8 protein-coding genes and 1 pseudogene are annotated in these 11,723 nt (G+C 72.1%); 6 read left to right on the top strand and 3 right to left on the bottom strand.

What is annotated here, in order from left to right:
- Nucleotides 1-311 precede the first annotated feature (311 nt).
- A pseudogene (locus tag AXW62_RS26345) lies at nucleotides 312-1,331 on the top strand (pectinesterase family protein); the annotation flags it as partial.
- Nucleotides 1,332-1,412: 81 nt separating this feature from the next.
- Here the strand turns inward: AXW62_RS26345 and xylA are convergent.
- On the bottom strand, nucleotides 1,413-2,585 hold the full coding sequence (gene xylA / locus AXW62_RS26350) for a xylose isomerase (RefSeq protein WP_060946705.1): 1,173 nt from the start codon (nucleotides 2,583-2,585) through the stop codon (nucleotides 1,413-1,415).
- 125 nt (nucleotides 2,586-2,710) lie between these two features.
- On the opposite strand from xylA, the gene xylB reads away from it, so the two are divergent.
- Nucleotides 2,711-4,168, top strand: a complete 1,458-nt coding sequence (gene xylB / locus AXW62_RS26355; protein ID WP_060946706.1) for a xylulokinase — start codon at nucleotides 2,711-2,713, stop codon at nucleotides 4,166-4,168.
- A 51-nt stretch (nucleotides 4,169-4,219) separates the two neighbouring features.
- Nucleotides 4,220-5,518, top strand: a complete 1,299-nt coding sequence (locus AXW62_RS26360; RefSeq protein ID WP_060946707.1) for an ROK family transcriptional regulator — start codon at nucleotides 4,220-4,222, stop codon at nucleotides 5,516-5,518.
- On the opposite strand, the gene AXW62_RS26365 is transcribed toward AXW62_RS26360, so the two are convergent.
- Entirely contained in the window at nucleotides 5,499-5,987 is a 489-nt protein-coding gene (locus tag AXW62_RS26365; RefSeq protein ID WP_174556435.1) for a GNAT family N-acetyltransferase, read from the bottom strand. The two genes, AXW62_RS26360 and AXW62_RS26365, sit on opposite strands and share 20 nt — an antisense overlap.
- Nucleotides 5,988-6,489: 502 nt before the next feature.
- Here AXW62_RS26365 and AXW62_RS26370 point away from each other — a divergent pair.
- Both AXW62_RS26370 and dxs read left to right on the top strand, forming a co-directional pair.
- Nucleotides 6,490-7,257, top strand: coding sequence for an inositol monophosphatase family protein (locus tag AXW62_RS26370; RefSeq protein ID WP_060946709.1), 768 nt, complete (start codon nucleotides 6,490-6,492; stop codon nucleotides 7,255-7,257).
- 35 nt (nucleotides 7,258-7,292) lie between these two features.
- Nucleotides 7,293-9,239, top strand: coding sequence for a 1-deoxy-D-xylulose-5-phosphate synthase (gene dxs, locus AXW62_RS26375; protein ID WP_079115805.1), 1,947 nt, complete (start codon nucleotides 7,293-7,295; stop codon nucleotides 9,237-9,239).
- Nucleotides 9,240-9,615: 376 nt separating this feature from the next.
- On the opposite strand, the gene AXW62_RS26380 is transcribed toward dxs, so the two are convergent.
- Nucleotides 9,616-10,476, bottom strand: coding sequence for a phosphatidylinositol-specific phospholipase C/glycerophosphodiester phosphodiesterase family protein (locus AXW62_RS26380; RefSeq protein ID WP_060946711.1), 861 nt, complete (start codon nucleotides 10,474-10,476; stop codon nucleotides 9,616-9,618).
- A gap of 501 nt (nucleotides 10,477-10,977) precedes the next feature.
- On the opposite strand from AXW62_RS26380, the gene AXW62_RS26385 reads away from it, so the two are divergent.
- A partial coding sequence (locus AXW62_RS26385) for a cyclic nucleotide-binding domain-containing protein (RefSeq protein WP_143712761.1) occupies nucleotides 10,978-11,723 on the top strand: 746 nt, incomplete at its 3' end.

Consider the following 11,723-nt stretch of genomic DNA (forward strand, 5'->3'; position numbering starts at 1 on the left):
TCCCGCCCGTCCCCCGCGACCGACGACGGCGGACAGGCGGGACGGGCCGCCTGCCAGGCCGGTGCCCGCGGACCCGCCCGGCGCGGGGAACAGCCTGACCGGCCACGGACGACGGGACGGGCCGGAAGGCCCGCCGGGCGGGCGGCGGGGCGGCAACTTTGGCCGGACCGTGGAGACCTCAAGGCGTCAACCCCCTCGGCACGCCTCCACGGGACGGAGTCACGACCGTGGCCCTCACTCCCCGGCGCCCCCGGCGCCGCCGCCCCGCTCCGCTCATCGGCTCCCTGGTCCTGGCCACCGGCCTCGGGCTCGCCGCCGCCCCGGCCTCCGGCCGGCTCGGCGAGGGCGGCCGGGCCCACGCCGCCACACCCGCGGCTGCGGCGGCCACCATCGTGGTGGCCAAGGACGGCAGCGGCGACTACACCACCGTGCAGGCGGCCGTCGACGCGGTACCGGCGAACAACCCGTCCGCCGTCACCATCTCCGTCAAACCCGGGACGTACCGCGAGACGGTGAAGATCCCCTCCAACAAGCCGCACATCCGGCTGGTGTCCAGCACGAGCGGCAGGAACGACGTGACGATCGTCTACAACAACGCCTCCGGCACCCCCAAACCCGGCGGAGGGACCTACGGCACCAGCGGCAGCGCGACCGTCGCCGTCGAGGCCGATGACTTCCAAGCCCGGAATCTGCGGTTCGTGAACGACTTCGACGAGGCCGCCGGCGGCATCACCGACAAGCAGGCGGTCGCGCTGCGCACCGCGGGCGACCGGATCGTCCTGGACAACATCGCGGCGATCGGGGACCAGGACACCCTGCTGCTCGACTCCGCGAGCAAGGACAAGACCGGCCGGGTGTACGTCAACAACGCCTGGATCCAGGGGAATGTCGACTTTGTCTTCGGCCGTGCCTCCGCCGTCATCAACAAATCGGCGATCCGGCTGGTCAAGCGCTACGACGGCAGTTCGGGGGGCTGCGTCGCGGCGCCCTCGACGGCGGCCGGCAAGAAGGGCTTCCTGTTCATCAACAGCGATGTCACCGGGGACGTCAGCAGCCGGTCGTTCTACCTCGGCCGCCCCTGGCACGCGGGCGGCGATGCCAGCCTCGATCCGCAGGCGATCGTGCGCAATACGGATCTGTCAGCCGCGATCAAGACCACGCCTTGGACGGACATGAGCGGCTTCTCCTGGAAGGACGACCGTTTCGCGGAGTACAAGAACACCGGCGCCGGTTCCGGTGCGGCGAGCACCGACCGGCCGCAGCTGACCGACGCCCAGGCCGCGGACTACGAGATCGCCGACTGGCTCGGCGGCTGGCAGCCGTCGTCCTGAGCCGATGGACCCCGGCCGCCGGTCCCCGGGGGGCGGGACCGGCGGCCGGTCCCCGGGGGCGGGACCGGCGGCCGGACGCGGTCAGCCGCGTGCGGCGAGCAGATGGTCCATGGCCAGCTGGTCCAGGCGCTCGAAGGCCATACCGCGCTCGGCGGCAGCCTGGAGGTCGAAGTCCTCGAAGGCGGTGCGGTCCGCGAGCAGCGCCGCCGGTGTCTCGCCCTCGTTCAGGGTCGGCTCGCCCAGCTGGTCCAGGCGCGAGGCGCGCAGCGCCTCCTGGACCTCCGGGTCGGCGCGGAAGGCCGCCGCCCGCTCCTTGAGGATGAGGTAGTTGCGCATGCAGCCCGCCGCCGAGGCCCAGACACCCGAGATGTCCTCGGTGCGCGGGGGCTTGAAGTCGAAGTGGCGCGGCCCCTCGTAGCCGCCCGTCTCCAGCAGGTCGACCAGCCAGAAGGCGGCCCGCAGATCGCCCGCGCCGAACCGCAGGTCCTGGTCGTACTTGATGCCGTTCTGGCCGTTGAGGTCGATGTGGAAGAGCTTGCCCGCCCACAGCGCCTGGGCGATGCCGTGCGGGAAGTTCAGCCCGGCCATCTGCTCGTGGCCGACTTCGGGGTTGACGCCGAACAGCTCGGGCCGCTCCAGCCGCTCGATGAAGGCCAGGGCGTGGCCGACGGTCGGCAGGAGGATGTCGCCGCGCGGCTCGTTGGGCTTGGGCTCCACGGCGAAGCGCAGATCGTAGCCCTGCTCGGTGACGTAGGCGCCGAGCAGGTCGAACGCCTCCTTCATCCGGTCCAGCGCGGCCCGCACGTCCTTGGCGCCGCCGGACTCCGCGCCCTCACGGCCGCCCCAGGCCACATAGGTCTTCGCGCCCAGCTCGGCGGCGAGGTCGATGTTGCGCATGGTTTTGCGCAGCGCGTAGCGGCGCACCTCGCGGTCGTTGGCGGTGAAGGCGCCGTCCTTGAAGACGGGGTGGGTGAAGAGGTTGGTGGTGGCCATGGGCACGGTCATCCCGGTCGCGTCCAGGGCCTGCCGGAAGCGCTTGATGTGCGATGCGCGCTCGGCCTCCGAGGCCCCGAAGGGGATGAGGTCGTCGTCGTGGAAGGTCACGCCGTACGCGCCGAGTTCGGCGAGCCTGGTCACGGACTCCACGGGGTCGAGCGCCGGGCGGGTGGCGTCCCCGAACGGGTCCCGGCCCTGCCAGCCGACCGTCCACAGTCCGAAGGTGAACCTGTCCTCGGGGGTGGGGTTGTAGCTCATCACGGCTCCCTCGCCTATTTCGTCATGGCGCTTTACAAATTAGTATGCGCGAGCATTCCGGGGAAGCCCCGTTCAACCCGCACACCCGCACACCGCACCACCCAAGGACACAAGGAGAGCGCGCGATGGCAGCAGCAGCCGTGCCCGTGCCACAAGGACCGCTCGTCGTCGGCGTGGACAGTTCCACGCAGTCGACCAAGGCGCTCGTCGTCGACTCCGCGACCGGTGAGGTCGTCGCCCGGGGGCAGGCCCCGCACACCGTCGTCGTCGGCGACGACGGCACCGGTAAGGAGTCCGTCCCCGAGCAGTGGTGGGAGGCGCTGACCGAGGCACTGCGCCAGTGCGGGACCCCGGCCCGGGAGGCGGCCGCGGTCTCCGTGGGCGGTCAGCAGCACGGTCTGGTGGCGCTGGACGCCTCGGGGCGCTCGGTGCGGCCCGCCCTGCTGTGGAACGATGTGCGCTCCGCGCCGCAGCGCGACCGGCTCATCGAGGAGCTGGGCGGCCCCAAGACCTGGGCGGAGCGGACCGGCAGCGTGCCCCCGACGTCGTTCACCGTCACCAAGTGGGCCTGGCTCATGGAGAACGAGCCGGAGGCGGCCCGCGCCACCGCGGCCGTCCGGCTCCCTCACGACTACCTCACCGAGCGACTCACCGGCTACGGCACCACCGACCGCGGCGAAGCCTCGGGCACCGGCTGGTGGGCCTCGGGCACCGAGTCCTACGACGAGGAGATCCTGGACCTGGTCGGGCTCTCCCCCGAGCTGCTGCCGCGCGTGCTGCGCCACGGCGAGGCCGCCGGGACCGTGCGGGAGCTGCCCGATCTGCCGCTGCCCACCGGCGCCCTGGTGGCCACCGGCACGGGCGACAACATGGCGGCCGCCCTGGGGCTCGGCCTGCGCCCGGGACAGCCGGTGCTGAGCCTGGGCACCTCCGGCACCGTCTACGCGGTCTCGGTGCACCGGCCCGCCGACCCCACCGGGGTGGTCGCCGGCTTCGCCGACACGCGTGACGCGTGGCTGCCGCTGGCCTGCACGCTCAACTGCACGCTCGCGGTCGACCGGATCGCGGCGCTGCTGGGCCGCGACCGGGAGGCGGTGGAGCCGGGCGGCTCGGCCGTGCTGCTGCCGTTCCTCGACGGTGAGCGCACCCCCAACCTGCCGCACGCCTCCGGGCTGCTGCACGGTCTGCGCCACGACACCACACCGGGCCAGGTGCTCCAGGCCGCCTACGACGGCGCCGTCTTCGCCCTGCTCACCGCGCTGGACCAGGTGCTGGACGAGGACGCGTCGCCCGACGCCCCGCTGCTGCTCATCGGCGGCGGCGCCAAGGGCACGGCGTGGCGGGAGACGGTCCTGCGGCTGAGCGGACGCCCGGTACGGGTGCCCCGGGCCGAGGAACTGGTCGCCCTCGGGGCCGCCGCCCAGGCCGCGGGGCTGGTGCTGGGCGAGGACCCGGCGGCGGTGGCCCGGCGCTGGTCCACCGCCGAGGGGCCGTCCTACGATCCGGTGCCCCGCGACGAGGCGGCGCTGGAGCGGCTCTCCCGGGTGCTGTCCGACGCGGACGGGCTGCTGCGCCACGCGTGAGCGCCGCGCGGCGGCGGACGGGCGGCCCCGGTGTCGTACCCGCCCGGCACAATGAGCGGATCGGCCGAGAGGAGACGGATTCAGGTGGCAGCGCCACTGCCCAACACCCAGCAGGCGATGCGCCGGCGCAACCTCTCCCTCGTGCTGCACGCCGTGGCCGCCCACGGCCCGCTGTCCCGCGCGTCGGTGGCGGCCCGGGTGGGGCTGACCCGGGCCGCCGTCTCCACGCTCGTCGACGAGCTGATCCGGGACGGTCTGCTGGTCGAGCTGGGCCCCTCCCGACCCGGCACGGTCGGCCGTCCCGGCAGCGCCCTGCAGCTCAATGAGCGCGGTCCGGCCGGGCTCGGCGCGGAGATCGGGGTGGACCACCTCGCGGTGTGCGCGGTGGACTTGACCGGGCGGGTGCGGGCCCGTGCGGAGGTCGCGTCGGCCAACCGCGACCGTTCACCGGCCCCGGTGCTCGCCCAGCTCTCCGCCCTGGTCGGCGAGGTCGCGGCGGAGGCCGAGCGGGACGGGCTGCGGCCGGTGGGGCTCGCGGTGGCGGTGCCCGGTCTGGTGGCGCGGGACGCGTCCCTGGTCGTGCGCGCCCCCAATCTGGGATGGGAGGGGGTGGACATCGGCCCCGGGCTGCGCGCGGCGCTGCCCGGTCTGCCGGTGACCGTCGACAACGAGGCGAATCTGGGCGCGCTCGCCGAGCTGTGGCGGGGCGGCCACGACCCGGCGCCCCGGGACTTCGTCCACGTCTCGGCCGAGATCGGCATCGGCGCCGCGGTCGTGCTCGACGGACGGCTGCTGCGCGGCACCCACGGTTTCGCGGGTGAGCTGGGCCATGTGCCGGTACGCCCCGAGGGGCCCGCGTGCGCCTGCGGCGGACGCGGCTGTCTGGAGCAGTACGCGGGCGAGGAGGCGGTGCTGCGGGCGAGCGGCCTGTCCCCCGAGCAGGCCACGGCCCAGCACCCCGGCCCCGGCGGCCGCATCGCCCTGCTGGCCGTGCGGGCGGCGGGCGGCGATCGGCGGGTGCGGCGGGCGCTGCGCGGCGCGGGCTCGGCGCTCGGCATCGCCCTCGCGGGCGCGGTGAACCTCCTGGACCCGGAGAAGGTGGTGCTCGGCGGCGCGCTGACGCCGCTGGCGCCCTGGCTGCTGCCCGCCCTGGAGCGGGAGCTGGGCCGGCGGCTCACCGACCCGGCCCGTCCGGGCAGCGGGGCGGTGACCGTCTCCCGGCTCGGCCCGGACGGTCCGCTGCTGGGCGCGGCCAGTTCGGTGGTGCAGGCGGTCCTCGACGATCCGGCGGGGTTCAGGGACCCCGCCAGGGAAGGTGCGCCGGCCGGGATCAGAGGAAGCGATGCATGATGTGCAGCCCCACCCGGCCCTTCGTGGGGTGGTCGAACGCCTCGGGGACGGTGCCGATGACCTCGAAGCCGAGTGAGCGCCACAGCGCCACCGCCCGGGTGTTGCTCTCCACCACGGCGTTGAACTGCATCGCCCGGTAGCCCTCGGCGCGCGCCCACTCCAGGACGTGCTCGCCCAGCGCCCGCCCCACACCGCGCCCGCCGTGCTCGGGGGCCACCATGAAACTGGCCCCCGCGACATGTGCGCCGGGCCCCATCTGGTTCGGGTTCATCTTGGCCGAGCCGAGGACCGTGCCGTCGGGATCGGTGGCGACGACGGTACGGCTCGGGGGCTTCGGCATCCAGATGTCGCGGGCCAGGTCCTCGGTGATGTCGCGGGGGTAGGTGTAGGTCTCGCCCGCGGCGACGATGCGGCGCAGGAAGGCCCAGACGGCGGGCCAGTCCTCGGCGGTGGCGGTCCTGATCATCATGCGGCCCAGGATGGCGGCGGGCCCGGCGGACCCGCGAACGGTTTTTCACGGCCGCGCCTGGCCCGGGCCGGCTGCGGCCTCGACCCGCGCGGAGCCCCCGGCCTGGCGACAGCACCGCCTGCCATGGCGATAGGCAAAGGCGTGCAACCCCATCGGCATCCGGACGTGAAATCACCACGGTGACACCAGCAAACTCGATGGCCGATCGACACCGGATCATATGAGGCAAAATCCCACGCATCGGACGTGAACCCGTCGGCGCGCGACCCGAGGCAACGTCCACCATCCCCTGGCAAGCTCAATCGTCACACCGGAAGTGCTCGCGAGCCGGGAAAACAGATCGAGACAATCACGGCTGTTTACAGTGACGTAACCCCGAGTAGCCGTGCGCGATCATTCCGCGAGCAAGGATGGCCGCTGAAAGGAATCATTCGGTCACACGCCGATTCCGGGGGTATTGATGCGAGAAAACAAAACTCTGGTCACTTCTGCGCGGGGGAGCGTGGACTTACCGTATGCGGCCCTGGCACTGGAGGCGGCCGAGGAAGGCGCCAAGGCCATTGATGAACACGCGGCGGAATTCCTCCCGTCGGTGACCAGCAAGGGAGCCCGCTACGACCTCGTGACGCGCGCCGACAAGGAAGCGGAGCGCGCGATCATCCGCCACCTCTCGGACCGAAGCCCGAGCGACGGAATCCTCGCCGAGGAGACCGGATCGCGGGAGGGGACCTCTGGGTTGCGGTGGGTGATCGACCCGATCGACGGGACCACGAACTTCGTGCACGGGCGACGCGACTTCGCCGTCTCGGTCGGGCTCGAGTCACGCGACGGGATCTTCGCGGGTGCCGTGGTCCGGCCTGCTCACGGCGACTGGGCCGCGGCGGAAGGAGACCGGGTCTTCTCCAGCGCCGGACACCAGATGTCGGTCTCCTTGGTCCGGGTGAACGAGGCCCTGGTCGCGGTCGGCCTCTGCCACGACGCCACCGCACGGGCGTTCACCCTGCGGCAGATCGTGCCGGCCCTGGTCGCCCAGGTCCAGGACTGGCGCTGGGTGGGGTCCGCCGCCTGCGACCTCTTCTCGGTGGCCGACGGCTCGCTCGACGGCTACGTCGGCATCAATCTCAGCATCTGGGACATCGCAGCCGGTATCGCTCTGGTGAAGGCCGCCGGGGGCCAGTGCGAAACCGTTCGGGCCGGGCAGATCGACGCCTTCCTCGCGGGATCTCCCGAAGTCGTCGCGGGGCTGAAGCACGCCCTCATCAACCTGTGAACTCCCGGGAAACGGTGCAGAAAGGGAATCCCATGGTGCAACTGCTCAACGAGATCAGCTCCCCGGAAGACCTGCACACCCTGTCCGAAGGGGAGTTGGAACGCCTTGCCTCGGAAATACGCACCTTTCTCATCGAGCAGGTCTCACAGACCGGTGGTCACCTGGGTCCCAATCTCGGCGTAGTGGAACTGACACTGGCGCTGCACCGGGTCTTCGATTCTCCCAAGGATTCCATCGTCTGGGACACCGGGCACCAGTCCTATGTCCACAAGATCGTCACAGGGCGCCGGGGCATGTTCGCCACGCTCCGCACGAAGGGCGGCCTCTCGGGCTATCCGTCACGAGCGGAGTCCGCACACGACCTGGTCGAGAACTCTCATGCCTCCACGGCGCTCGCCTACGCCGACGGGTTGTCCAAGGCGTACGCGCTGCGCGGCGAGGTCGATCGGTGCACGGTGGCAGTCATCGGTGACGGTGCCCTGACAGGCGGCATGGCATGGGAAGCTCTGAACAACATCGCGTCGGCGGGCAACTCCAGGCCCCTGGTGATCGTCGTCAACGACAACGGCCGTTCCTACTCGCCCACGGTCGGAGGGCTGGCGCGGCACCTCTCGGCGCTGCGGACCCTGCCGGCGTACGAGCGGTTCCTGGCAGCCGGCAAGGAGATCCTCGACCGTACGCCCGTCGTCGGCAATCCGGTCTACGGGGCCCTGCACGGCGTCAAGCAGGGGCTCAAGGACATCGTGGCACCGCAGGCGCTCTTCGAAGACCTGGGTATCAAGTACGTCGGGCCGGTGGACGGACACGACGTCACCGAGTTGGAGAACTCCCTGCGCCTCGCCAAGGGGTTCGGAAGTCCCGTCATCGTGCACTGCATCACGGAGAAGGGACGCGGATACAGCCCTGCCGAGCGGGACGAAGCCGAACGGTTCCACGCCGTGGGGAAGATCGACTCCCGCACCGGGGAAGCGTCGTCGGACGGTTCCCAGAGCTGGACGTCCGTCTTCTCCGCGGAAATCGCCGAGATCGGTGCGGAGAACCCGCACGTCACCGCCATCACGGCGGCCATGCAGGGTCCGGTCGGCCTGGGCGAGTTCGGCAAACGCCACCCGGACCGGTTCTTCGACGTCGGCATCGCGGAACAGCACGCGGTCACCTCGGCGGCCGGCATGGCGATGGCCGGTCTGCATCCCGTCGTCGCCGTGTACTCCACCTTTCTGAACCGGGCCTTCGACCAGCTCCTCATGGACGTCGCCCTGCACCGGTGCGGCGTGACGTTCGTACTGGACCGCGCCGGCATCACGGGCAGTGACGGTGCCAGCCACAACGGCATGTGGGACCTGTCCCTCCTCAACATGGTTCCCCACCTGCGCGTGGCCGTTCCCCGGGACGCCGACACCCTTCGTGAGGAACTCCGCGAGGCCGTCGACGTCACGGACGCGCCGACCGCCCTGCGCTTCCCCAAAGGCCCGGTCGAGCCCGCCGTGCCCGCCCTCGAACGCAGGCACGGCGTCGACGTGCTGTACGAATCCGAGCGGCGCACCGTACTGATCGTCGGTGTGGGCGCCATGGCAGGCCCGTGCGTACGAGTAGCGCACCGGCTCGCCGACGACGGTGTCGGCGCCACGGTCATCGACCCGCGGTGGGTCAAGCCGGTTCCCGAGGGGCTCATCCGGCTGGCCCGTGGATATCGTCATGTCGTCACCGTGGAGGACAGTGGACGCATGGGGGGTGTGGGGACAGCCGTGACGCAGGCACTGCGCGATGCCCGCGTCTCCGTTCCGGTCGACGTCATCGGGATTCCCCAGCGGTTCCTCGACCACGGGTCGCGCGGTGAACTCCTCGCGGAGCTGGGACTCGCCGAGGACGCCCTGCACAAGGCCGTCTACGGCGCCGTGGACCTCGGCCCGGGCAAGAACGGGGGCTTTCGCCGGGGTGGGGGGACCCCGAGCAACCTCGTGCCGATCGCCGACAACGCCTGAGGATGCGGCCACCGGGCCTCGTACGCCGCCGCGGCGGAGCGGAGTCCTCGTCACGGACCACGTCAGGTGCGACACCCGCGCGTTCCCGCGTCGGGTCGGTCGCAACCTGGGCCACGCGCGCCGTTCGACGAGGTGACACAGCCTGCTGAAGATGAGACAGGTTGTCCTGCGGAAGGGGTGCTCCTCGATCAGGGGCACCCCTTTTCACCAGCCAGGTTGGTTTTCACCAGCCAGGTCGGTGACATGCGCGGACGCCGGGAGCCGAACGTGCGGTGACATCGCCGCCACGGCATCTTCCGCGGATCCGCCGGTCCGCCCGGGAACCCGTCGCGTCACCGCCTGTTCCGCCGGTGGCCGCCGGGAGCCGTACGGCGCGTCAGTGGGCGCCGCGCAGGAACGCCTCCAGCCCCGCCAGGTCATCGGTGTTGAGGTAGTCCACATCGGCGGCCAGCAGCTCACGCCACAGGGCGTCGCGCTCCGGCCCGGCCACGTCCGGGGTGGCCCAGAAACGCACGGCTTGCCGGGCGGCGTGCGCGGAGGCGACGAGGCGGCGCAGCGTCGCGCGTTCCACCGCCGGTATCGGACCGGCTCCCGTCCAGGTGAAGGACTTGGTCCAGTCGGCGCTGATGAGCGGGATGAAGGAGGCGGGCACGCCCGAGCCGAGGTCCTCCAGACGTCCGTCGTAGAAGGCGTGGCGCACCTTCTCGGCCTCCATGGGGGCCCGTGCGCCGCGGTCGCCGGAGATGACGGCGGTCACCGGGCCGCGGCGCACCCGGCCGCCGACCCCGCCGTAGGCGGCGCTGAACAGGGGCCCGTAGCGGCGCAGCCGCTTGGCCAGTGCCAGATAGGTGGGCTCGCCGGGGGTCTTGAGGTCGATCAGCAGTTGCAGCGACAGGCCGTAGCCGGGGTAGACCCGGCCGCCGCCCGCCTTCACCCGCCGGGCCAGCGGGTCGAGGTAGAGCGACTCCAGGGTGCGGGTGGGGTCCAGCTCGGTGGCGTCGTGGGCGACCAGCAACTCGCCGTCGGCCAGCCAGATGTCGGCCTCGACGCTGCCGAAGCCGTGGGAGAGCGCGTCGGTGAGCGGACGCGGGTGCTCGTAGTCGTTGTGGGCGTGGGCTCTGGCCAGCGGCCGTTCGGCCTTCGGAAGGCGGGTGCCCGCGAACGCGGGCGCGGCCGCGCCGCCCGCCAGAGCGGCTCCGAGGGTGACGACAAAGGCACGGCGTGTACGGCGGACCATGGGGCCTCCCGGCTCTCGTCCCGGCGTGGCGCCGGATGCGCGACGGACGCAGTGAGTATCGGGGGGCCGCGCGCCCAAAGGGCAGTGGTGTGCGAAGAGTTCCACGGGTGGTCCCCGGCCATTTCCTCGCCGTTCCCGGGGGCCGGAGCACGCGGAGTGCCAGAGCCCGGGGGCCGAGAGGCCGGGGGCCCGGGGGCCCGAAGTGCGGGATGCGGGGACGGCGGCGCGCGGCACCCGGCCCGGAGACGGCGGCGGGGGCGGAGGCGGAGGCGGACGTGGGGCGGACGCGGGACGGACGCGGGCGCCGGGTGAACGGCGGGGCCCGGGCGGCCGTCCGGCCTCCGACGCAATCGGAGTTTTTACCCCTCCACCGCGGCCGCCATAACCCTTTCCCGAGCACTCTTTTGAGTGAATGCACCGCCCAAAATCCGCTGATAGCTTGGCAGTTGCTCGAGCGGCATTTCTCTTCAGGGTCCGTACAGGGATGGGTGGGCATTCACGATGACGACGTCCGTTGCACCGGGTTCCGGTACCGAGATTTCACAGCCGCCCTTGAGTCTCGGCACGGCGGCCGCGCGGAATCTGGCGACGACGACCAAATCCGTTCCGCAGATGCAGGGCGTCACCTCCCGGTGGCTGCTGCGCATGCTGCCGTGGGTGCAGGTTCCGGGCGGTTCCTACCGGGTGAACCGCCGGGCGTCGCACACCCTCGGCGACGGCCGGGTGGAGTTCATCAGCACCGGATCCGCGGTGCGGGTCATCCCGGTCGAGCTGCGCGAGCTGCCGCTGCTGCGCGGATTCGAGGACACCGCGGTGCTCGAGGCCCTGGCGGACCGCTTCACCCAGCGGGAGTTCGCGCCCGGCGATGTGCTGGTGGAGGCCGGGCGCCCGGCCGACGAGCTCCTCCTCATCGCCCACGGCAAGGTCGACAAGCTGGCCGAGGGCGCCTTCGACCACCCCGCGGTGGTCGGCTCGGCCGCCGGCGGCGACCACCTCGGGGAGCCGGAGCTGACCGCCGCCGAGGCGGGCACCTGGGGCATCACGGTGAAGGCCGTGACGTCGTGCACGGTGCTGGCCCTGCCCCGGCAGGAGTTCGAGGAGCAGCTGGACCGTTCCCCGGGGCTGCGGGCGCATGTGGAGGCGGTGCGCTCGGCCCCGCAGGCCGAGCGGAACGAGCACGGGGAGGCGGACATCGCCCTGGCCTCGGGGCATTCGGGCGAGCCGGTCCTGCCCGGCACCTTCGCGGA

Source organism: Streptomyces hygroscopicus subsp. hygroscopicus (genome assembly GCF_001553455.1).
Lineage (GTDB): Bacteria > Actinomycetota > Actinomycetes > Streptomycetales > Streptomycetaceae > Streptomyces > Streptomyces hygroscopicus.

Bases quoted from the DNA above. Each gene is read 5' to 3' on its own strand.
- AXW62_RS26365 (WP_174556435.1), bottom strand. From the start codon at position 5,987: ATGATGATCAGGACCGCCACCGCCGAGGACTGGCCCGCCGTCTGGGCC.
- AXW62_RS26360 (WP_060946707.1), top strand. From the start codon at position 4,220: ATGAGCGGATCGGCCGAGAGGAGACGGATTCAGGTGGCAGCGCCACTG.
- xylA (WP_060946705.1), bottom strand. From the start codon at position 2,585: ATGAGCTACAACCCCACCCCCGAGGACAGGTTCACCTTCGGACTGTGG.
- AXW62_RS26380 (WP_060946711.1), bottom strand. From the start codon at position 10,476: ATGGTCCGCCGTACACGCCGTGCCTTTGTCGTCACCCTCGGAGCCGCT.
- xylB (WP_060946706.1), top strand. From the start codon at position 2,711: ATGGCAGCAGCAGCCGTGCCCGTGCCACAAGGACCGCTCGTCGTCGGC.